A 23,564-nucleotide genomic window follows, 5' to 3' on the forward strand; every position below is an offset into this window, starting at 1 on the left:
GCAACAGGTTCAGCAGGAGTAACCGGCCCAGCAGGAGTAACCGGGCCGACAGGTTCAACAGGCGCTACGGGGGTGACAGGAGCAACAGGAGTCACCGGTCCAATCGGGGTTACAGGTCCAACAGGGGCAACCGGACCAATTGGAGTTACTGGCTCAACAGGCGCTACGGGTTCAATAGGCCCAACCGGACCAATCGGAGTAACGGGTGTTACCGGTCCAACTGGGGCTACCGGAGCAACAGGCCCAATCGGGGTTACCGGTTCAACGGGAGTCACCGGCTCAACCGGCCCGACAGGACCAATCGGAGTAACAGGAGCAACGGGTTCAACGGGTCCAACCGGAGCAATCGGAGCAACTGGTGTGACCGGCCCGACAGGAGCGATCGGAATTACCGGCTCAACGGGAGCAACAGGTCCAACCGGAAACACCGGGTCGACGGGTCCAACGGGTCCAACAGGCGCTACGGGTTCAACAGGTCCAACCGGAAACACCGGAGCGGTCGGCCCTACAGGTGTAACCGGAGTTACAGGAGCCACAGGTCCGATCGGAATAACTGGTCCGACGGGTGCAACGGGTGTAACAGGTCCAACCGGTGTGACGGGCGCAACAGGGGCAACCGGAGCAACTGGCCCAATCGGGGTTACCGGTTCAACGGGAGCCACTGGTAATACAGGAGTAACGGGAGTAACAGGTCCAACCGGAAATACCGGATCGGTAGGTTCGACTGGCCCGACCGGAGCAATCGGAGCAACTGGTCCAACAGGGGCAACCGGCAACACTGGTGTTATCGGTTCGACAGGATCCACAGGTCCAACAGGAGCCACCGGCCCGACAGGGACCATCGGAGTTACCGGTGCAACAGGAACAACAGGCCCAACCGGAAACACCGGAGCAACGGGTGTGACCGGTCCGACAGGGGTTATCGGAGTTACTGGCTCAACAGGGGCAACGGGTTCAATAGGTCCAATCGGAGCAACGGGTGTGACCGGCCCCACTGGAAACACCGGCCTAACAGGAGCAACAGGAGCGACCGGAGCAATCGGAGCCACGGGCTCAACAGGTCCAACCGGGAATACGGGAGTCGCAGGTCCGGTCGGAGTTACCGGCTCAACAGGAGCCACAGGTCCAGCAGGAGTAACCGGCCCGACAGGAGCGATTGGAGTTACTGGCTCAACAGGAGCAACGGGTGTTTCCGGTGCAACTGGGACTACCGGAGCCACAGGCCCAATCGGGGTTACCGGTTCAACGGGAGTCACCGGTCCAACTGGTAATATCGGTGTCACCGGTTCGACAGGATCCACAGGTCCAACAGGAATAACCGGCTCAACCGGCCCGACCGGAGCAATCGGAGTTACTGGCCCAACAGGAGCCACTGGTAACACAGGAGCCACTGGTAACACAGGAGCAACAGGCCCAACCGGAGCCACCGGTCCGATCGGAATAACTGGCCCGATCGGGGTAACAGGTTCAACGGGTTCAACAGGTCCAACAGGTCCGACAGGACCAATCGGAGTTACGGGTCCAACAGGAGCAAGCGGCCCGACAGGTCCGATCGGAGCCACAGGTCCAACAGGATCAACGGGGGCGGTCGGCTCGACTGGCCCCATCGGCGCCACCGGTGTAACAGGAGTAACCGGCCCGACAGGATCAATCGGAGTTACTGGTTTAACGGGGGCAACGGGAGTAACAGGGCCAACCGGAAATACCGGATCGGTAGGTTCGACTGGCTCGACCGGAGCAACGGGAGTAACAGGGCCAACCGGAAACACCGGGTCGACGGGCCCGACAGGAGTAACAGGTTCAACAGGATCAACGGGTGTGACCGGCTCAACAGGAGTTACTGGTCCAACAGGGGCAACCGGACCAATCGGAGTTACTGGCTCAACAGGCGCTACGGTTCAACAGGACCAACAGGAGTAACCGGCCCGACAGGCAACACAGGCAACACGGGAGCAACAGGTCTGAGCGGAATAACCGGCCCGACGGGTGCAACGGGTGTGGCAGGGGCAACAGGCATAACGGGAGCAACCGGAAATACCGGAGTGATCGGTTCGACTGGCCACACCGGTAACACTGGGCCAACCGGAGTAACGGGTCCAACGGGCGCCACGGGTCCTGCAGGAGCAACCGGTATTACCGGAGCAACGGGAGCCAGTGGTCCGACGGGTCCAACCGGTCCAACCGGTACAGTCGCTTTAGGTTACGGATCATTATTTGGTTCAGCCACGACATTAATTACCGTCGTGGATAATACTCAAGTGACGTTTACCGGTGCGGGTCCAACCTTAAATACGGTGTCCAATGTAGCAGGTGGCAGCATTACGGTGAGTGCGGCAGGCACATATAACATTGATTATGCAATCACCGTACATTTATCTGCTACGTCAACTCTGCTGGGGTCTGCCAACCGTCTCGTAAGTTTTTATGTACAATTAAACGGCACGACGCAAGATGCCAGGAGCATTGGAAGTTTCTCCATAGAGAACTTTTCAGGCGTTGCAGCAACTCTGGGCACGAACGGTCAGGCCAATAAGTCATATATAACAACCTTGAACAGTGGCGATGTACTGAGAATTATCATGAATACTTCAGGCTCGGGTAGCTCGGCAACTTATTCCGGTCAAGTATTTAATGTCATTCGGATTGGGTAAGTTGAGATTTTCTTTGTTTGGTGAGGAAGGACATTTGTCACCCTAAATGTCCTTCCTTTTTTTCATGCAGTAACTTCCTGTAACTAATAGTTGTCTATATGTTCGGTGCATGGTATTATCTCAGCAAAAATGTGAGGTGTTATTATGGATTTGAGGTATCCAATCGGTCCCTTCGTTCCACTAGAACCTCCCACGAGAGGGCAATTGCATACGTGGATCCGCGATATTGATGAACTGCCGGACAAACTGCATCAGGCAGTCAAGGGCTTGACTAACGAACAGCTCGACATCGCATATCGGGATGGAGGATGGACGATTCGGCAAGTGGTGCATCATGTAGCGGATAGTCATATCAACAGTTACATTCGATTTAAGCTGGCTTTGACGGAAGATAACCCTACCATTAAACCATATGATGAGAATAAATGGGCAACTCTTCACGATGCCATGACAATGGATATTGAACCATCGCTCCAATTAATAGAAGGAACACACGCCCGGTGGATTTCTACATTAAGCAATATGGGGGAGTATGAATTTAAGCGTACGTTTTATCACCCTGGACTTTTACGTGAGACAAGCCTGGCAGCTTCAACAGGGATGTACGCTTGGCATGGTAAACATCACACTGCTCATATTACATCGGTAAGGGAACGACTTGGCATTTAGTGACGTTCGGTTTCCACAGTAGGGAATATCTTCAATCCTAGAGTAGTGTGTCGTAATATCTAAATGGATTGTCGTAATTTTATACTGTGAATTGGGCTTTCTGTGTGATAGATTAATGGCATAATGTCTTAATATTTAATACTGAGGTGACGACGATGATTAGAATCGGAAAAATAAGTTATTGGCATGTACACGCATGGGATTATACAAAACAAGCTCAGGAGCACCCGGATGCTCAGATCGTAGCAGTATGGGATGAGAATCCTCAGCGCGGTAAGGAGGCGGCAGAGAAACAAGGCGTACCGTTCTTCGAATCATTGGATGACATGCTGGCTCAAGAAGACATTGATGGCGTCATTGTAGATGCCCCGACTTCCATGCATAAGGAAGTAATGTTGAAGGCTGCTAAAGCAGGCAAGCATATTTTCACTGAGAAAGTAATTGCAGCGACTCTGCAAGAAGTGAACGAGATTGTGGAAGCCGTTCAGAACAACCATGTAAAATTGACCGTGTCGCTTCCAAGATTAAATGATGGATACACATTAGCCATTCAAGATATATTGAAGCAAGGACTGCTGGGCAAGGTAACGCTGGTTCGCGTTCGTCTGTCTCATAACGGTGCAACGGCCGGATGGTTGCCAGAGCATTTCTACAGTCTTGAAGAATGCCGCGGTGGCGCACTAATCGATCTGGGTTGCCATCCGATGTATTTGACACGTTTGTTCCTGGGAGAAGAAGTTGTGGATGTCCATGCTAATTTTGGATACATAACAGGCAAAGAAGTGGAAGACAATGCCGTCGCCTCGCTGTCAACAGCCTCTGGAGCTGCAGGGATTGTGGAAGCTGGGTTTGTTAATAACTTCTCGCCGTTTACGATTGAAATTCACGGCACCGAAGGAACCGTTTTATACGGAACACCGGATAGCAAGCTCCTGATTCGTTCTTCTAATAAAGAAGAATATAAGGATGCGTGGGTTGAGGTTCCAGTGCCTGCGAATCGTGCCAGTGCATTTGATCAGTGGGTTTCTCATGTTCAGGAAGATACAGTGGCTGAAGAGAACGTGGCTCATGCCATTGAGCTGACAAAATTGATGGAAGCATCCAATCGCTCGGCTAAGGAACGACGCGCGGTACGACTGGATGAATTACAAGCTTAATTTACAAGGATGATATAACAACATGAGCCATCATTTTCCATATGAAGCGATGAAGGACCGTAAGGATTCATTGGAGAGGCTTGACCTGCGAATTCATTGGGGCCATTACGAGATCAGAGTGTTGAGGTTTCACCTCACCTCGTTTCCGCCTGGTAAGATAGTGTCCTTTCACAAACATGCTGAATATGAATTTCATTTCATCCCGCGCGGCAAGGGTACGGTTATTATGGAAGAAACACCGTTTGCACTCCGAGAAGGATTATTCTATTTGACGGGTCCTAATGTTCTGCATTATCAAGAGGCGAGTTCGGACGAAGCCATGGATGAACTCTGTTTGCACGTGGATATCATAAAGCGTGACCCATATCCTGTTTCAGACCGGCCAGAGGAAGAGTCTCTTCCTCTGGTCGATCCGTGGGAAGTGGCAGAGGCAGAGGACTGCATGGAGAAGATTAGCCGACTTCCGCTGAAGCCGACAACGGACCTACATCGTGCCATGCCGTACTTTCTGGAGGCATTTCAGGCCTCGCAAGACAAATTTCCGGGTCTGTATACGACGATCAAACAATGTATTATTCAGATTCTGTTACGTGCTGTGAGAGCATATGAAGCAGAACCATTGGAGACGGATTATCCCTCAAGGGATATGAAGGCATATCGCTACCAGTTGGCATTAGAGTATATCAATGCGAACGCGTCTGGTGAAGTTGTGCTGGAGGATGTCGCAGATAAACTGCATATCAGTTCGCGTCAATTGCAACGTATCTTTAAAGATCAAGCGAAAGGACGATCATTTAGCGAGATTCTGGAGCATGTTCGGCTGGAATCCGTCTGTCGACGATTAACGGAGACGAATTGGCCGATAGACAAGATCGCTCTGAGCGAAGGATTTTCCAGTGGCAGTTATCTGCACACGGTATTTCGCAAAAGATACGGTTATACGCCATCGGCTTATCGGACGATGAATGTGAAATAGTAGGGGGAGTAATAGCAATGAGCAGAGCAATACGAATTGGAATTATAGGCAGCGGGGGAATTGCCGGAGAACATGCTAAATACTACAAGCAAATTGATGATGTACAGATCGTTGCTGTAGCCGACATCCTCCCAGGTCGGGCGGATCAATTCATTGAACGTCATGGTTTACAAGGTGCGATTGGATTTGATGATCATCGTAGAATGTTGGAACTGGAGCTAGACGGTGTGAGCATTTGTACGCCGAACGTGGCCCATTATGCAACGACGGTGGATGCGTTGTCTGCCGGCAAGCACGTCATGTTGGAAAAGCCGATGTCCGTCACGTTGGACGAAGCGATTGAAATGGTGCAAGTCTCGAAGAAAACGGGTTATATGTTGAACGTCGGGTTTCAGCCTCGCTATGACCCGAACATGGGTCTCATGAAGAGTCTGATACAGAAGGGTGAGCTTGGCAAGGTCTATTATGTGGAGACTGGCGGCGGTCGCCGTCGCGGTATGCCAGGCGGAACCTTCATTCGTCAGGAAATAGCCGGAGCTGGAGCGATGGCCGATATCGGTTGTTATTCACTGGATATGGCGTTGAATGCTCTTGGTTATCCGAAACCGCTGACCGTATCGTCGTATACCTCCAATCACTTTGGAACCAATCCGAAGTATCATTCGGAGTCGGGTTCGTTCAATGTTGAGGATTTCGGTGTAGCGATGATTCGCTTTGAAGGCGATCTGGTGTTGAACTTCAAGACCTCTTGGGCCATGCATATGGATACGCTTGGGGCAACCATGTTCCTTGGTACCGATGCGGGGATGAAGATTACGCCGGCGGGATCTGGTCCATGGAGCGGAGTATGGGACGGCAAGGTAGGCTCGATTTCCTTGTTTCATGATATTCAAGGTCACCATACGGAGAGTCCGATTCCATTGATCCAGCATCAAATCAACGTCTTCCAGGAAAAAATCAAAGATTTCGTCGACGCTGTCCGTGAAGGCAAACCGGCTCCAATCCCTGGTGAGCAGGTGCTACGCAATCAAGCGATACTGGATGGCATTCTGCGCTCATCTCAGAGCAAAAAAGAAGTAGAGATCCATTTACCGGATCTGGATTAATGTTGCAGCCTAGCCGTACCTTGTGTACGGTTTTTTTTATTATGATTTTATAGGACGCAGTCGAAATCGAATAAATCGCTTCCAATTACAACATCATTATGATAAGATAAACGCGAACTATTGTTCTTGTTTATTGAATCTTTGGATTATCATATACAACAATGGTAGGGATGGTGGAACTGAGATGACGGATCGATATCCAGAAATTGACGAAGTAATAGCCTATATTCATAAGAACATTTATGATCCGTTGCCATTATCCACCTTAGCAAGTTATATCGGTTACAGCCCTTACCACTTCTCGCGGATATTCAAGGATAGGGTCGGGATTCCCCCGCTCTATTATGTGTCCTCTCTCCGCCTGGAGAAAGCTAAGGATTTACTGTTGAACACCCACTTCAACATCCGGGAGATTGCCCTTGAGGTTGGACAGCAGAGTCTGGGTACATTCACTACGCGCTTCACAGAAAGGGTAGCTTGACGCCATCGCAGTTTCGCAATTCTATGGAGGATGCGGATAAGTACTTGAAGACGCTGCAGCAATTGAATCAATGGCGTGAAGCTGTTCCGATCGAGAATCCGAATCTGACGGTTGAAGGAACGATTGAAGCTGAAGCTGCAGCACCTTTTCAAGGAGTGATCTTAATCGGCTTATTCGCGAAGCCCATCCCAGAAGGCTTTCCTTTATATGGGACTTTATTGTCTTCGCTCGGTTCTTTTCAATTCAGCAATGTTAAACCTGGCACCTATTATCTGATGGCCACCTCTGTTCCATGGGGGATGCAGGCTGTTGATTTCCTGCTGCCTCAGACGACAACACTGCGCACGCGATCCAGGGAACCTGTAACGGTTACCGCTAACAGCAAGACACCGCCTTTACAAGTAACCCTACACGTACCTCGATTGGACGATCCGCCCATCCTCATTTCATTACCATTGTTAATGGATCATTTTCTTAAACGAGTCGAGCCAATATTACGATAATTACAAAATAAATTTAAGTGTAGGGGTGGGATCCATGGGTACAACCATGGATTTCATCCTTTTCTGATGGATTCAGTTGACATTATCAGTGCGATTCAGGATACTTAAACAAGAGTCGAGATGCCGCATTGTGTGACACGCTAATCGACGATAACGTAAGTCGTGTTAAAATATGATAGAATTATCATAAAGAATAACATGTGTGCTCACATCTTTTCATACTTGGAGGGAACTATGGAACTCATTACACTGGCCGAAGTTCAGGATCGAATCGAACAGTTGAAGAACCAGGATTTATATATTCATTTAGAAATGACGACGGGCGCTTATGCTGCCCATCACGATAGCTCGAAGCATCCGGCAGCGAATTTTATTACGAATGCTACCATTCGTTATTCTAACGGATCGATTTCCGGGAATGGACCGTATCGCGTTGGATTAAAGATGGAACAAGGCTGGATCTACACCGAAGGATTGACTCATTTCGAACAGAGCGAGACAGGCAGACTGATCATGGCTGGTCATGATACACAAGGCAAATTGGTTGTGGCACTACAGCTGAGCCCGGAGCCATTTTAAAGATAGAGAGAGGGGAGCAAGGAACAATGGGGAACAACATACTGGTGATACTACCGCATCCGGATGATGAAGCTTTTGGTCTGTCTGGGACGTTAGCTAAATTAATCGTTGACGGAGCACACGTTACTTATGCCTGCCTAACATTAGGTGAGATGGGACGTAACATGGGAATACCGCCGTTCGCGAATCGGGTCACGCTGCCTGTTATTCGCCAAGCGGAACTGGAAGAGTCGTGCAAAGCGATTGGAATTCAGGATCTGAGATTGCTGGGCTTCCACGACAAAACCATTGAGTTCGAGGATCAGCCTCGTCTGGATGGCGTAATTGGCTCATTGCTACAAGAGATCAAACCGACACGCGTCTATACATTCTACCCTGGTTATAGTGTACATCCGGATCATGATGCAACAGGGACTGCGGTCGTACGCACGATTCAACAGCTGCCGCTCGAGGAAAGACCTGAAGTGCATTGTCTCGCATTCTCCAGAAATTGCGAACAGGAACTTGGAAGCCCCGACGTAGTGGAAGATGTATCGATGTTCATGGTGCAGAAAATGAATTCGATTCAGGCGCACCGCTCGCAGTTTCAAGCGGCCGAGCTGCTTGGCGAGAAGCAGATGAAAGCCAAAGAAGTTGAGCAGCGGTTTGGTACGGAGCGTTTCTGGACATATACATTTGCATAATGGAATCTTTGAATAGGCGAGGGCCGCACAGTGTGCGGCCCTTTATTGTTATGTTCGGAGTATTAAAATAGGGTTTACTGCGATTTGCAAAGACGTTATGAATTAAGAGATTACTTCACTTATCAGTAAAACTGATAGGTGTTATAAGAACTATGTAATTGACCGCCCCCCTTAGCTATGATAGGTTCGTAAGAGTAGGATTTTAAAGTATATCGTAATACTAGGAATTTATCATGGATGCTTTGGTGAGGTGGATAATAGTTGGAACTTCAAGTAAGTAACAGTCCGTTTAATCAAGAGCAGGTGGAGTTGTTAAACCGCCTGTTGCCAACACTGACGGAATCGCAGCGAACTTGGCTCAGTGGATTCATTACAGCAATGCAAGCTACGGCAGCAGCCTCTGCGATTGCTACAGCTCCTATCGGCGATGTGTCACGGTCTGGGAGCGTAGCTGCACCAGCACCCGTGAGCTCCGCACCGAAAGAAATCACGATATTATTTGGATCGCAAACAGGGAATGGTCACGGTCTGGCCAAGAAATTATCTAAGAAATTAGAAGAAACCGGGGCCCTCGTCACCTTATCCTCCATGAGTGACTTTAAGCCGAATAATCTGAAGAAACTTCAGAATCTGCTGATTATTGTAAGTACGCATGGTGAGGGAGAGCCTCCGGATAACGCGATTCCGTTCTATGAGTTTTTGCATAGCAAACGGGCACCGAAGGTAGAAACGTTGCAATATTCCGTACTGGCGCTGGGGGACACCTCGTATGAGTTCTTTTGTCAGACCGGCAAGGATTTTGACAAACGTCTTGAGGAATTAGGTGGTACGCGTCTTTCACCTAGAGTCGATTGTGATGTGGATTTTGATGAGGCGGCTGCCGAGTGGATGAATGAAGTTCTCACATCCTTGAGCGGAAGTGGAACTGGATCATCCGCAGTAGAAGAAGTAAGCGCGGTTGCCTTGAGCAGTAGTACGGAATCGGAATATTCGCGTAGCAATCCGTTTCGAGCCGAGGTTCTGGAGAACCTCAATCTGAACGGTCGAGGATCAGACCGGGAAACGCGTCATATCGAGATATCGTTGGAGGGTTCCAATCTGCAATATCAACCAGGCGATAGCTTGGGATCTATCCGGAGAACCACCCGGGATTAGTAGATGAGTTCATATCGGAGATGTCGTGGAGTTCGGACGATACCGTTTTGGTGAATAAGAGCGGAGAGGCTCGTTCGTTGCGTGACGCTTTGCTGCGACATTTTGAGATTACCGTGCTGACCAAGCCGTTGGTTGAACAAATTGCGAAGCTTACTGGTAATCAAGGACTTCAAGAATTGTTGGCACCAGGCCGCGAACAGGATTTTAGAGATTATATAACAGAGCGGGATCTGCTGGATTTGGTTCGTGACTATGGATTGCAGAACGTAAGTGCGGCTGAATTCGTCTCGATACTCCGCAAAATCCCGGGTCGCCTGTATTCGATATCCAGCAGTCCGAGCGCATTTCCGGATGAAGTTCATATTACGGCAAGGACGGTCAGATATGATGCACATGGAAGAAACCGTAATGGTGTATGTACGGTACAATTGGCAGAGCGTATAGCAGCTGGAGACACTTTGCCAGTCTATATCCAGCACAATTCGAACTTCAAGTTGCCTGAGGATCCGAACACGGCTATCATCATGATCGGTCCCGGTACGGGAGTAGCTCCATTCAGGGCCTTCCTTGGGGAGCGAGAGGAGACTGGAGCTGAGGGGCAATCCTGGCTATTCTACGGTGATCAGCACTTCTCTACGGACTTCTTGTATCAAATCGAGTGGCAGCGCTGGCTCAAGGATGGCGTGCTGACGCAGATGGATGTAGCTTTCTCCCGTGACACCGATCAAAAAGTATATGTACAGCATCGGATGCTGGAAAAGAGCAAGGAGCTGTATCAATGGCTCCAGGACGGGGCGCACGTCTACGTGTGCGGCGATGAGAAGAAGATGGCACATGATGTGCATTCGGCTCTGGGAGCCATTCTTGAACAGGAGGGCGGCTTAAGCCCAGAAGAAGCTGCAGAGTATCTAACTTTAATGCTGCAACAGAAACGTTACCAACGGGACGTGTATTAAGCTGCAATCGGACTACCCGAAGGTTACGAGAGGAGAACAGGGATATGTCGGATAACAATTTGCTATCACCGAATAGTGCACCGCACAGCGATGTTGAAGATATTAAGAGACGAAGTAACTATCTGCGTGGCAGTCTGACGGAGACGCTGGAAGATCGAATCACGGGTTCGATTCCAGAAGATGATAACCGGTTGATGAAGTTCCACGGAAGTTATATGCAGGATGACCGAGACCTGCGTAATGAACGGCATAAGCAAAAGCTGGAACCTGCCTTTCAGTTCATGCTTCGAGTTCGGGCAGCAGGCGGCGTTGTCACGCCGGAACAGTGGTTGATGATGGACCGTGTTGCACAGCAATATGCGAATGGAACGATCCGCTTGACGACGCGTCAATCCTTCCAACTCCATGGCGTTTTGAAATGGAACCTCAAGAGCACGATTCAGGAGGTTAACGAATCGCTATTAAGCACGCTGGCTGCTTGCGGCGACGTGAACCGCAACGTGATGCTGAACCCTAATCCGTATCAATCTGAGATTCATTCGGAAGTGTACGAGTGGGCGCGTAAGGTCAGTGATCACCTGGACCCGCGTTCCCGCGCATATCATGAGATATGGCTCGATGGCGAGAAGGTAGTAGACAGTCGTGAGGAAGCGGAAGAACAAGAGCCGATTTATGGTCCAGTGTACTTACCACGTAAATTCAAGATTGGTATGGCGATTCCTCCATCCAATGATGTCGACGTTTACTCACAAGACTTGGGTTACATCGCTATTGTTGAGGAAGGCAAGCTGGTCGGGTTTAATATTAGCGTGGGCGGTGGTATGGGGATGTCTCACGGCGATCCGCTGACCTATCCTCAGGTTGCAAAGGTAATCGGTTTCTGTAAACCTGAGCAAATCATTGATGTGGCTGAGAAAACGGTCATGATTCAACGTGATTATGGCGATCGGGCGGTGAGGAAGCATGCTCGTTTCAAATATACAATCGATGATCGAGGTGTTGATTGGTTTATCGATGAACTGAACGCCCGTCTTGGATGGAATCTGGAAGAGTCACGTTCGTTCCATTTTGATGATAATGGTGACCGTTACGGCTGGGTCAAGGGAACGAATGGTAAATGGCATTTTACTATGTTTATCCAGAGCGGCCGGGTAAAAGACGATGCCGACTACTTATTGATGACAGGTCTTCGCGAGATTGCCAAAATACACACTGGCGATTTCCGACTGACAGCAAATCAGAATCTCATCATATCCAATGTGACCAGCCATAAGAAGAAAAAAGTCGAGGAACTCATAAAACGATACGGACTTACTGACGGTATCCATTACTCTGCGCTTCGTAGGAACTCGATGGCCTGCGTATCATTGCCTACTTGCGGACTTGCGATGGCTGAATCAGAGCGTTATCTCCCAAGCTTGCTCGATAAGATCGAGCCGATGCTGGAAGAGAACGGCCTGCGTGAAGAGGATATCGTCATCCGGATGACGGGATGCCCGAACGGATGCGCACGACCGATGCTCGCAGAAATCGCGTTTATTGGCAAGGCTCCAGGCAAGTACAACATGTACTTGGGCGGTGGTTTCTCTGGCAACCGATTGAACAAGTTGTTTAAGGAGAACATTGGTGAGCATGAAATTCTGGATTCGCTCCGTCCGATGATCTCTCGGTATGCAGCAGAGCGTGAGCAAGGCGAGCACTTTGGCGATTATGTTATTCGTGCAGGTTATGTAAAGGAAGTATTGGACGGACAGCAATTTCACGCATAATGCTATACACTTTCGAACCGGAGCTCTCCTTGAGGAGAGCTCCGGTTTTTTGTTGACGAAAGAGTAACCCACTGCTAAAATATAACCATTGGTTAATAACCGTTGGTTATAAATATAGTGGAGAGGGTGACGATATGTTTGCAGGACATTTCGGATTGGCTGCAGGGGTAAAGGCTAAGGTGCCGGAGGTGCCGCTTTGGGCACTGATGCTTGGAACGCAATTGCTTGACGTTGCGTTTGTTCCTTTATTGATTGCGGGAGTAGAAACGATAGACGATAAGCACGGTGGCGGTTATGGCGGTGCGATCATCCATGCCGATTATACGCATTCGCTGTTCGGTACCATGATCATTGCTCTTCTGGCAGGGCTTTTAGCCAGACGATTATGGGGCAAGCGGGCAGGTTTTACTATAGGAGCCGTCGTGTTCAGCCATTGGATTCTTGATCTGATCATGCACCGTGCGGATATGCCGCTTTTACCAGGCAATATAGGAGATTTGCCTTTACTTGGCCTTGGGGCGTGGGAGTACAAGAGCCTCTCGATCGGACTAGAAGTTGCACTGCTGGTTGTTGGATTCTCGATGTACTTATTTTCTATGCTAAAAGGACAGAAGGAAAGAACAGAAAATCTGCTTACCTTGCTTCGGGAGTGATGGGGCTCCTGCTGGCACTTTCACTTATTACTGACGTGATGGGACTTTTTTAAATCGAATATTCAAAGATTGGCAAAGTCGTTAATCAGAGGGGGCTATGCACATGAGCTTTATTTTGTTTATGCTGCTCTTTACTGTCGTTTGCGGGTGGCTCGATGCCCGGTGCTCGAACTAAACGCCGCATTTGACACTTGAAACAACGGTAGTTACAATGTCCATAGTATCAAGGAGGGCTGCTTGTGACGACCAAACAGAAGCAAAAGTCGGAGGAAACGATAAAAAAAATCGTTGCGGCATCGGAAATACTTTTTGCAAGTAAGGGGTACGATTCTGTAACGATGCGAGAAATTGCCAAAGAGGCAGGCTGCTCGCACACGACGATTTATATTTACTTCAAGGACAAAGAAGCGCTGCTTACGCATCTTTCCATGCCACCGCTTCAAGCGCTCCTAGTTAAGATCGAGGCCCTGCTTGGAGAAGAATTTGATCCTGAGGATATACTGAAGGCTATCAGCCTGGAGTTTATCGTTTTTTGTCTAACCAATCGAAATACGTACAATCTTTTCATCGCGGTAAAGTCGGTGCAGGTTGACGACAAAAACACTGACATGGAGCTTAATCAATTGCGTAATCTGATGTTTGGTAAATTTACTGGGGCTTTACAGGCTTGTCTAAAGTTGGGTTCGGATGATCAAAAGCTGCTAATGTACTCCCGAATTTTATTCTTCTCCCTTAATGGTATTGTCGCTACTTATACGAGTTCAGAGGAGTCGGTTGAACAGCTTATGAACCGACTTTCCCCTACTTTTGATGAAGCATTTGAAGTGATGCTTACGGGATTTAAACACAGAATTAGCATGAATAAATAAGAGATAAACGTCTAGCCGAAACTCGGATAGACGTTTTTTTGTTAGTTTCAGCAGCCAACGTTGACAGATGTGCCTGGGATGCGTTCCATCATCGCTCCAGGCTTCTAGTGGCATTCATGCTCTTTTTAAACAAAGGAATGAGCATGATTGTGCCAACCAGAAATAAGAGGGCGCTGGTTGAGAAGACAGCGAACAAGGAATATTGATTTTTTAGTAATCCGCCTAGCGACATACCGATGACCATCATGCCCATGAAGATCGGCGTCAGGGCGCCGCTTACGCGTCCGATGTAAGGACCTTCCGTATTGGTCAGAATCAGCGTGTTGATCCCGATGTGTATGGTGGGATTGAAGAAACCATTGATCACTTGCAGCAGCAGTGTGAAAAAGATGCTCGTTGACCAGCCGATGCCCAGGTTGCCCAATGCACTGACGATTAGGCCAAGTGCCAGCAAGGATTGCGGCGATATTTTTTTGGCTAACACCATGGCAACGGCGCCTCCAACAAGCATCGCAGTGCCGCTCGCTGTTAACAACCATTGCAGAAAAGATTTATCTTGCCCGAGATTCTCAATGGTGACAAACAGCATCATGGGTTGAATTAGCCCGACTGCAAGCCCGGCGGCGGCGAAGGTCATGCCCAGTGTTCGCAAAGTACGGTTATTCCAAACATAGCGAAGACCTTCCATCGCTTCTTGCAAGAGGTTCCGTTGTTCGGATCTGGATTGATTATGTTGATCTCTCGGCAGAAAGGACAGGGTCAGAGCGGAACCTAGGAATAATACGCCCGTTACGATAAGGGATGCTTCAATGCCGAACGTCTGGTATACATATGCTCCTGCAATGGGGCCGATCACCATAAAGAAGGCGACTAAGGATTGAAACATGGCCATGACGGATTGAAGCTGATCTTCCGGTACATGCTGTTTGAACAACTTCATCGCAGAAGGCTGTGAGAACTGAGACATTATGGCAGAAAAGAATGTAACGATCAGCAGCGCTTGCCAGGAGCCGTTATGAATAGCAATCAGTACGAGAAAGACGGAAACGGCCGACAATACATCCGCACGAACCATGGTTCGTTTGGGACGCCAGCGATCTGCGAATGTACCGCCTATAAAAGCGAACAGGAAGATGGGAGCATATTCGGCGACGGATATAAGTGAGACATACATGGGATTGTTATCTGTTAAGTCTGTCACATATAACAGAATCGCAAAGTTTCGGACCCAAATGCCAAGGTGCAAGAGAACACGTGACATGATGATTGTTCGGACATACAGGTTGTTAAGCAAAACAATGATTCTCCTTTCGTAATCAGTGTGAACTGAAGGAAAGATGAAAAACAAACTAATTGTATATTAGTCTGTTTATACATAGACATAATAATATTATATCTATAAATAATCAACAAAAATAAATTTTGTCTACTTATGCACACCAAAAAAGACACATCCCGCATGTATTCATAAGCGGGATATGCCTTTTACAGATAAAATAAACTTCAACCGAAAAATACCAAATTACAAAATCATGAACTTTCGAGCGGCTAAGGATTCGAGATGAAAGAGAGATGCAAAGTTTACCCGCTTCAAAGCGCATCGTTTAGTGCCTTTTTCATGGGGCGAGTTTACCTATTTTCCTACGATTTAAGCGCTAAACCTTGTTCGTGCTACTTAATAGAGATATAATGGACAAGGGTATTTATTGAATACCGGCTACAGATTCAATAATGAAAGTGAGCGGAAATGTATGGGCCGTAAATGGAATAATATTAAAGAGAAAAAAGCATCCAAAGATGCGAATACAAGTCGCGTCTACGCGAAGTTCGGTGTTGAGATTTATGTGGCAGCCAAGAAGGGCGAACCCGATCCAGAGTCGAACCGTGCGCTGAAAGTTGTGCTTGAACGCGCTAAAACATACAATGTGCCCAAAGCCATTATCGATCGAGCTATGGAAAAAGCCAAGGGCAGCGGGGACGAGAATTACGTGGAGCTTCGTTATGAAGGCTTTGGTCCGAATGGTTCCATGATCATTGTTGACGCCTTGACGAACAACGTGAACCGTACAGCCCCGGAAGTACGCTCTGCTTTTAACAAGAACGGCGGTAACATGGGCGTAAGTGGCTCGGTATCTTATATGTTCGATCCAACGGCAGTGTTCGGAGTTGAAGGTAAGACATCGGAAGAGGTCATGGATTTGCTGCTTGAAGCTGATCTGGATGTGCGCGATATCCTGGAAGAGGATGACGCGGTCATCGTCTATGCAGAACCGGACCAGTTCCATGCCGTGCAGGAAGCATTCAAGGCGGCAGGCGTTACTGAGTTTACGGTATCCGAGTTGACGATGCTGGCACAGAATTTCGTTTCTTTGCCGGCAGACAGCCAAACACAATTCGAGAAGCTGATTGATGCGCTGGAAGACCTGGAAGACGTACAACAAGTCTACCATAACGTAGAATTCGAAGAGTAGAACATAGATAAGGCATCCCATACAATCTTATGGGATGCCTTATTTTTATATATGGGGCTTATTCTTCGCTCTGCACAAGAATCACTTCTGCTGCTGTGATTGGCGGCAAAGATTTGGTCATAACCGGTGAATGATAAGCAACAATCTTGGTACCTGGTTTCAGTTCAGCTTCGAATCCGAGTGGCGTGATTACCTGCGTATCCTCGGAGATGTTAAGGATGACGTCATTATTTGTATTCTGATCCGAGCCTACGTTGATATAGAGTTGATCTTTGGTTGCGCGCTCAGTTGCTGTGATGGTACCTTCGATCTTAGGGGCGGACACCTCGGATACAACAATCTTATCCGCATGAGTCTGGGCAGGATAGATCATCGTCATCACCTGGCCATAGAACGCTTCTACACGCACAGATTCCTTGAGGGCATCTGCTGTCAACGGTTTACCATCACCATCTACAATCTCCGTGTCTTTATCAACGGTGAGAATTACATAGTTCACGCCGCCAGTCTCTAGCGGTGAGCCGATAACGGTGACTTTGCCGTCTTCCACGTTCGTGACGATTCCTTCCGTGCCTGCAGGTACTTCATGCTCTGGCTCGCCAGCTTCGGTCTGAACTTGAATGTAATTGGTTGTGGACTGTGGCGGCATACTCAGTGCAACGGCAGGGCCATAGAAGGATTTAATCGACATACCTACTTCCAGATCGCTGGATGCTAGAGTAGTGCCTTGTTGGTCCACGATTTTGATTTTTGGATCAAGGTGAAGAATGATGCTCTCATCATATCCTTCATAAATACTGGTTCCTTCAACAAGAATACCACGTTCATTGATTTCACTGATTGTGCCTTCAATTCCCGTCATGTTGTAATCCATGGCAATCAGGTCAATGCTTGACCTTGGGCTGGCAGGCTCTTCGTGATGGCAGGACTATAGAAAGCCTTAACTGACTGGTTGTTATCCACGATCGATTGCAGTTCGACCTTATTTCCCTTGGCATCAATGATCTTCGTATCTTCTTGAATTGCCAATCGGATCTCGCTTTGATCCGAGGCAGCCAACCCGCGGCCAGATACAGTAAGCCAAGTGCCGTGCTCATCGCTAACATAATTGCTAATTTGTCCCATGGTACCAGGTACCGACTTGACCTGGTGCTGGACGTTTCCTTGTCCCGTATGAGTAGAAGCAGGAGGGACGTCTTGGGCGCTTGCCATTGGCATCGCTACCATCGCCATCAAGGCTGAAGTTGCTAGTACTTTGTAAATTTTGTTCATCGTTGTAGTCCTCCAATGTATAAATTATCCTATTCGAGTTAGGACGCAGTCGAAGTCACATTCAAATGGTAAAATGTACTTGCTGCTTCGTTATCATAGACGTGAGAGATATGTAAATGTTGCAGCAACCCACAAAAAAATCGGTAAGTCTATCCACTTTTCAATAGGACAAAGGCCACCTAGCTCGTGAGCCCGGTGGCCTGCTGTCACTTGTGTTACGAACTTGAAGAACTTGAACCCACCAATTTCGGCGTTCGAATTAAGAGTGCCAATATGGTAATGATCGCTGTAAAGACGAAGATCAGATTGAATCCGGTTTGAATTCCGAATGCATCGGACACTTCACCGATCAATAAACCAACAACAGCACCGCCGAGCCCGGAGGCCACATAGATGAGACCCTGCAGCGATCCGGCTTGCTTGGTAAGCTTCGAGGCAATGCCTTGCGCGGTCGGGAACAGCACCGATAGTGCCAGACCGAACAGCATCATCATATAACTGGCGTTGACAACGAAAATGCGGCCAACTACGAGAGCGATTAGGGCGAATACCGAGAAGCCAATCAACGTCCGTCGCTCACCCAACTTCAAGATAATGAAGCCGCCGACGAAGCGGCCAATGGTAAAGAGAAACGCAAAGCTTGCAATGATGTAAGCTGCGGTTGATTGTTTCTGTGCGAGATCCATGCCTGCAATATCCAGCGAAGTGTAAAGAATCGGGAAGAAGTTTAAGAATCCGGCTTCCGCTGCGACATAGAACAGAATGAACAGGATCACGAACAGGATCTGACGATCCTTGAACAATCGGGCTACTGATTGTAAGCTGACTTTCTCTTGTCCTTCCAGAACGGCTTTCTGATTGGGCTTGAACATGAGCAAGGCGATGAGGATAAGAGCAATTACAACGGCAACGCGATATAGAAAAATCTCCAGCTAATATTCTGAGCAAATATCACGTTAAGCAATAGCGGCGTTGCAATCATGCCGACACCGAACAAAGCGTTCGCAAGATTGAAGACAAAGCCTGACTTTTCTTTGAAGAAAGTAGGAATAAGCGTCGCAACCGACACGGTCATCGATCCGATACCAACCCCGACGATAATGTAGAATCCGAGGAAGAACGCAACGGTATACGATGAGCCGGTTCCAATTAAGCCCAGGATCATCAGAAGCGTACCGACCGTCATCACGATCTTGATTCCTTTACGGTCAGCCAATATACCGGCCACGAGGCTGGCTATAAGAAATCCGATTTGAAAGACGGATACCATGATACCAACCTGACTAAGGTCCAGATTAATATCCGTTTGCACCTTCTCCAGAATCAGACCCTTGGTGTTCTGAATACCACCGAGGACGAACATGGTTGCGAAGATGAGAAAGTAAATGATCGGACGCTGAAGTTTGTGCATGTTAGTTCATTCCTTTCTCTCGGTAAGACTGGATGGCGTCGAATAGCTCGTCGCCTGCCCAGCCGTAACAATAGTAGAGTAATTCATCCGCAGCACTGCGCTCGCCGGCCTTAATCGCTTCAATCAAATTATTCGGCGAAACATTCCACATCTGAATTCCGCTATAGATGCGAATGGCGGGATCCGAGAGTTCGCGTACGATGTTATTCTGATCCGCTACAAACTCGATCGGGAATCCTTCTTGCTTGAATGTCTCGTAGGACAGGTCGTACGGCAACTCAAAGAAGGACTTAAACGCCTTGAAGGCCTGCTCTTGTTCTTCCGGCGTGTTGGCAAGATAGGTGATCAGACCTTGTACATCCGCACCCCCGCCAAGCTTGTGATATGGAAAATGCTTCAGCGCCGGCGCATGTTTGGTGATCGTCTTATAATCTTGTCCAAGCACCCAGCTGTATGCGGGTGGCCAGAGGTCCAACCATAAAGTGAATTCCTCATTCACCTTTCTGACACGGCGGATGAGACGTTCTACGAAATCCGTTACGCTCTGCTGACGGAACGCAATCCAGGCTTGAATAACAGAATGATTCTTAGCGAATTCAACAGCTTCATGAAAGTTCTTATCCGCAAACAGTTGTATCCACTTCCGCACCTCCTGTTTCAAGTCCTCGACATCGATGTGTTGTTCCTTCATCATCCGTTGACAATGCGGGCAGAAGCAAGTAAGCAATCCGTAAGGGTTCACTTCCTCGCCACCCCAATCGGGATAACGAATACGGTCAATCATGTACGTCGTAAATCCGTAACGTTTACGCAAATCGATGAGCGTCTTCTCCCAGAAATCAATGACATCCGGTGCATTAGGACATAGCCAGTGAGGAATCACGTTTCCATTCACATCGGTGACCAGATTGTTCTCCAGCAATTTGCCTTCGAAGTGCCCATTCAGTATGTTGAGCCATGGTATGATCTCGTATTCTTCCTCTACGAGCGCATCCTTAATGATCATTAAAGGGTCATGTTCGTCGGTCAGAGTCGATTCTCTGCGCTGATCCAGACCAGCATCTTCATAAGAAGGGAGTATGGCGTGCATCGTTCCGTTTCCGAAGACAACGTCATGAACCTGATTCCGCGGCAGATTGCCGATGGGGTTGGGATTTCTCTCGAAGATCGTGTTGACTTCTGGGAAGATATAACGTACATCTTGCAGCTTTCGAATATACGACATAATCTGGGGCATACCCTCATCAATGATGTCATGTGGATGGATTTGAATGCCTGACATGTTGCTCACGCTCCTTAATAGAGTTGTTTATCATTCATGTAGTGCAGCGATGGATAGGCCTGCTTCAAGCCTAGAATCGCAATGCCTTGCAGTGCCGATTGATGCTGAAGCTCGGAGATTTCAATAGATACGTCTTTCACATGGCTTGTATGCAGCGAGACTTTAGCATTGAGTTGTGGCAGGGATAACGATGAAGTCACGCCACCCATAAGCAGAATTTTCTCCGGGTTAAGGATGGATATGATATTGAGAATGCCCATTGCCAGGTGATCCTCAAACCGCTGGATGAGGTGAGTAGCTTGAATATCGTGATTGCGCGCCATTTCAAACACTTCGGCTGCAGAAACCTTTCGTCCAAGAGTCTCATAAGCTGCAGCTTCCAGACCGGAGCCGGAACAGATCATTTCATAGTGACCTTTCTCTGACGGAGCATATAACTGTTGCGGCTGGAACATCATATAACCTATCTCGCCGGCAGCATTGTGTGCACCGCGAATGACCTTGCCATCGATCAGAATGGCTGATCCAAGCCCCGTTCCAATGCCGATGAGGACAGCAGAGTTGAGTTTCTGCAAGGCCCCTGCATACATCTCGCCAATAAGGGCTGCGCGTACGTCATTCTCTACGGTAACAGGGACGTTAAAATGCCGGTTGAAAAATTCACCAAGTCCGATGTTCTCCCATTGCGGTAAATTAGGCGAGCCTTCAAGCACAATCCCGCTCGTGGGATCGACGATTCCGGGTGTGGCGATGCTAATAAAAGCAAGCCGTTCACGCGGCTGGTTGGACTGTTGAATGAATTCCTCCAGATCCCCTGCCATTAATTCAAGGAATTGTTGACTTGTATCACAGTGGTAAGTGGCAACGGTATGCCTTGCCATGCATTCACCTGCGAGATTGAATTGGCCAAAATGCAGAGTGGTTCCACCTAGATCAATGGCAATTCCATACGCAGCGAACTTCGCAAAGTGAAGTCGAGTGCCGCGCTTACTAAGATCGGCGTCTTCTTTCTCATCGTAGATTAATCCTTCCTCAATGAGGGTTTTGACGATGTCCGACACCGTTGCCTTCGTGATACCCGTTTGCTTGGCAATTTCTGTTCGGGAGATGGGACCCGTGTCCTTAATGGAATTGAGTACAATCTCTTGGTTCATTTTGCGGATCGTGCTGGGCAGATGTACTTCCATATTCATTCATCACTTCTTTCTACATTCAGCTAATCGTTTACCATTTAAGTATATAATATAAACCTAATTGGTTGTAAATCCTTGATATCTTGATCGATTAGATACTGTTTGTTATTGTATCCGTTAATATAAGTTTATAATATATCCTTAATGAAAACGATGTCAATGGAAAAATTATCGGTCCTAGTCCAGAAAAGCTCATTATTCTAAACCCGATCGGGGTTCTGATCCAATTGAATTGAAGACGACAAGCGATTTACGTCCACTAAATCGGGTATAATTAACGTAATACATAGGAGGGGAGCTGGTTATGTTTGGCTAAACAAACGACAGACATTATTGAGCGTTCATTGGAGCATTTGCTGGAGGAGGTCGCTTTTTTACCGCAATTGCAAGGGGCTGACCGCACGAAGGCATTCCATTCCCTTGGGGCGATACTATCTACCCCGAATCATATTCATAAGTCTTTTCTACGGATTGTTCGTGAGAATGGTGAGGTGTTTCGCATTCCTGCCTTTCGCATGCAACATAATGATACGCTTGGACCTTATAAAGGTGGCATCCGCTTTCATGAATCTGTCAACGAGGAAGAAGTCATAAATCTCGCAGCTTTGATGACACTCAAGAATGCCCTGCATGAGGTTCCTTTCGGTGGTGGTAAGGGTGGAGTCGCAATTAATCCGAGAGAATACACCGTGCGCGAAATGTATATGATATGTAAAAAATATGTTCAGTACTTCAGCGACGTCTTGGGACCAGACAAGGATATTCCGGCTCCGGATGTTGGTACCGGTCAGCGTGAGATGGATTGGATGATGAGCGAATATAAGAGCATCAATCCCGGCAAGCCGTATCTGGGGAGTTTTACGGGGAAGAGTGTTATGAACGGTGGTTCTCAGGGGAGAAGAGAGGCGACGGGGAAAGGAGCCTACTATACACTTCGATATTTATTGCATGACTACTTGAATGAACATCAGGAACGGCTAGTCGATACGACTTGTACTTATGCCCAGACGGCACTGGCCAAATGGAAACAGCCTTTATCGGTTGCGGTACAGGGATTTGGCAACGTAGGTTCAGTTGCTGCATTGGAAGCTTATCGATGTTCCTATCTAAATAACAAGGTAGTCGCTGTGAGTGATCGAAATGTGACCCTCCTGAATCAGGAGGGCTTGGACATATCCTCTCTCGTGTTATTCAGCTCGTCTAATAATGGAGAGCTGCCACGGACCAGCGACGAATTAATGGAGGCCGGGATTCAGGCTGAGATCAGGGACAGGGAAGAGATATTGTATTTGGGCGTTGATGTGTTGGTACTCGCGGCACTCGAAGATCAAATCAGGGAAGATAATGTGGAACAGGTCAAGGCCCGTATCCTTGTTGAAGGCGCTAATGCACCAATCACCGGCGAAGCGGATCAGATCCTGGCACAGCAAGGAGTCATTGTCATTCCGGATATCTTGGCTAACGCTGGCGGTGTAATCGTGTCTTATTTTGAATGGCTGCAAGGAAGGGAAACGTTGTTCTATACGGAAGAAGAAGTGTACACGATGTTGTTCGATAAGATGAAATCGACCATGAATTCAATCTTTCATTCTTATCTGGGCACTGGCAAGCCTTTGCGAAAGATATGCTATAGTCACGCTGTTATGAAGCTATCCACCAATCTGTATATACAGGGCAAGTTGTTTTGATAGATAAGCCATAACATAACCGCCGGCAACGTTACTGTTG

17 protein-coding genes and 4 pseudogenes are annotated in these 23,564 nt (G+C 48.1%); 14 read left to right on the plus strand and 7 right to left on the minus strand.

Annotated features, from left to right (window positions below):
• The 12 genes and pseudogenes from JCM10914_RS19615 to JCM10914_RS19675 all read left to right on the plus strand — a co-directional run.
• Positions 1 to 2,651 (plus strand): annotated as a pseudogene (locus tag JCM10914_RS19615) (beta strand repeat-containing protein); the annotation flags it as partial.
• Between the two features lie 144 nt (positions 2,652 to 2,795).
• On the plus strand, positions 2,796 to 3,320 hold the full coding sequence (locus JCM10914_RS19625; RefSeq protein WP_023963914.1) for a YfiT family bacillithiol transferase: 525 nt from the start codon (positions 2,796 to 2,798) through the stop codon (positions 3,318 to 3,320).
• A 155-nt stretch (positions 3,321 to 3,475) separates the two neighbouring features.
• Positions 3,476 to 4,477, plus strand: coding sequence for a Gfo/Idh/MocA family protein (locus JCM10914_RS19630; protein WP_023963916.1), 1,002 nt, complete (start codon positions 3,476 to 3,478; stop codon positions 4,475 to 4,477).
• Between the two features lie 22 nt (positions 4,478 to 4,499).
• Entirely contained in the window at positions 4,500 to 5,453 is a 954-nt protein-coding gene (locus JCM10914_RS19635) for an AraC family transcriptional regulator (protein WP_023963918.1), read from the plus strand.
• Between the two features lie 17 nt (positions 5,454 to 5,470).
• Positions 5,471 to 6,559, plus strand: a complete 1,089-nt coding sequence (locus JCM10914_RS19640; RefSeq protein WP_023963920.1) for a Gfo/Idh/MocA family protein — start codon at positions 5,471 to 5,473, stop codon at positions 6,557 to 6,559.
• 184 nt (positions 6,560 to 6,743) lie between these two features.
• Positions 6,744 to 7,543: pseudogene (locus JCM10914_RS19645) on the plus strand (helix-turn-helix domain-containing protein).
• Positions 7,544 to 7,777: 234 nt separating this feature from the next.
• Positions 7,778 to 8,122, plus strand: a complete 345-nt coding sequence (locus JCM10914_RS19650; protein WP_023963926.1) for a YojF family protein — start codon at positions 7,778 to 7,780, stop codon at positions 8,120 to 8,122.
• Positions 8,123 to 8,148: 26 nt separating this feature from the next.
• Positions 8,149 to 8,805, plus strand: a complete 657-nt coding sequence (bshB2, locus tag JCM10914_RS19655; RefSeq protein ID WP_023963928.1) for a bacillithiol biosynthesis deacetylase BshB2 — start codon at positions 8,149 to 8,151, stop codon at positions 8,803 to 8,805.
• 261 nt (positions 8,806 to 9,066) lie between these two features.
• Positions 9,067 to 10,916, plus strand: a pseudogene (locus JCM10914_RS19660) (assimilatory sulfite reductase (NADPH) flavoprotein subunit).
• Between the two features lie 44 nt (positions 10,917 to 10,960).
• Entirely contained in the window at positions 10,961 to 12,685 is a 1,725-nt protein-coding gene (gene cysI, locus JCM10914_RS19665; protein WP_023963934.1) for an assimilatory sulfite reductase (NADPH) hemoprotein subunit, read from the plus strand.
• 134 nt (positions 12,686 to 12,819) lie between these two features.
• Positions 12,820 to 13,391: pseudogene (locus JCM10914_RS19670) on the plus strand (permease).
• Between the two features lie 186 nt (positions 13,392 to 13,577).
• A complete protein-coding gene (locus JCM10914_RS19675) occupies positions 13,578 to 14,207 on the plus strand; it encodes a TetR/AcrR family transcriptional regulator (protein WP_023963938.1) in 630 nt (209 codons plus the stop codon).
• Between the two features lie 88 nt (positions 14,208 to 14,295).
• Here the strand turns inward: JCM10914_RS19675 and JCM10914_RS19680 are convergent, their stop codons facing one another.
• Positions 14,296 to 15,501: an MFS transporter gene (locus JCM10914_RS19680; RefSeq protein ID WP_023963940.1), complete on the minus strand. Its 1,206-nt coding sequence runs from the start codon at positions 15,499 to 15,501 to the stop codon at positions 14,296 to 14,298.
• 457 nt (positions 15,502 to 15,958) lie between these two features.
• On the opposite strand from JCM10914_RS19680, the gene JCM10914_RS19685 reads away from it, so the two are divergent.
• Positions 15,959 to 16,678, plus strand: coding sequence for a YebC/PmpR family DNA-binding transcriptional regulator (locus JCM10914_RS19685; RefSeq protein ID WP_023963942.1), 720 nt, complete (start codon positions 15,959 to 15,961; stop codon positions 16,676 to 16,678).
• A gap of 58 nt (positions 16,679 to 16,736) precedes the next feature.
• On the opposite strand, the gene JCM10914_RS19690 is transcribed toward JCM10914_RS19685, so the two are convergent.
• The 6 genes from JCM10914_RS19690 to JCM10914_RS19705 all read right to left on the minus strand — a co-directional run bounded on the left by JCM10914_RS19690 (position 16,737) and on the right by JCM10914_RS19705 (position 21,836).
• Positions 16,737 to 17,540: a hypothetical protein gene (locus JCM10914_RS19690; protein WP_231638712.1), complete on the minus strand. Its 804-nt coding sequence runs from the start codon at positions 17,538 to 17,540 to the stop codon at positions 16,737 to 16,739.
• A gap of 17 nt (positions 17,541 to 17,557) precedes the next feature.
• The gene (locus JCM10914_RS30710; protein ID WP_023963946.1) at positions 17,558 to 17,950 is read right to left on the minus strand and encodes a hypothetical protein; all 393 of its coding nucleotides are present in this window, start codon (positions 17,948 to 17,950) and stop codon (positions 17,558 to 17,560) included.
• Positions 17,951 to 18,165: 215 nt separating this feature from the next.
• Positions 18,166 to 18,822 (minus strand): sugar MFS transporter, encoded by a 657-nt coding sequence (locus tag JCM10914_RS31470; RefSeq protein ID WP_023963948.1) that lies wholly within the window; start codon positions 18,820 to 18,822, stop codon positions 18,166 to 18,168.
• Between the two features lie 26 nt (positions 18,823 to 18,848).
• A complete protein-coding gene (locus JCM10914_RS31475) occupies positions 18,849 to 19,361 on the minus strand; it encodes a sugar MFS transporter (RefSeq protein WP_023963950.1) in 513 nt (170 codons plus the stop codon).
• A gap of 1 nt (position 19,362) precedes the next feature.
• Positions 19,363 to 20,643 carry a hypothetical protein gene (locus JCM10914_RS19700; RefSeq protein ID WP_036719163.1) on the minus strand — a complete coding sequence of 427 codons (1,281 nt, stop codon included), beginning with the start codon at positions 20,641 to 20,643 and terminating at the stop codon, positions 19,363 to 19,365.
• A 14-nt stretch (positions 20,644 to 20,657) separates the two neighbouring features.
• Positions 20,658 to 21,836, minus strand: coding sequence for an ROK family transcriptional regulator (locus JCM10914_RS19705; protein WP_023963956.1), 1,179 nt, complete (start codon positions 21,834 to 21,836; stop codon positions 20,658 to 20,660).
• Positions 21,837 to 22,144: 308 nt separating this feature from the next.
• Here JCM10914_RS19705 and JCM10914_RS19710 point away from each other — a divergent pair, with 308 nt between their 5' ends.
• Positions 22,145 to 23,524, plus strand: a complete 1,380-nt coding sequence (locus JCM10914_RS19710; RefSeq protein WP_023963958.1) for a Glu/Leu/Phe/Val dehydrogenase — start codon at positions 22,145 to 22,147, stop codon at positions 23,522 to 23,524.
• The last annotated feature ends 40 nt before the right edge of the window (positions 23,525 to 23,564 follow it).

The organism is Paenibacillus sp. JCM 10914 (assembly GCF_001315105.1).
Lineage (GTDB): Bacteria > Bacillota > Bacilli > Paenibacillales > Paenibacillaceae > Paenibacillus_AQ.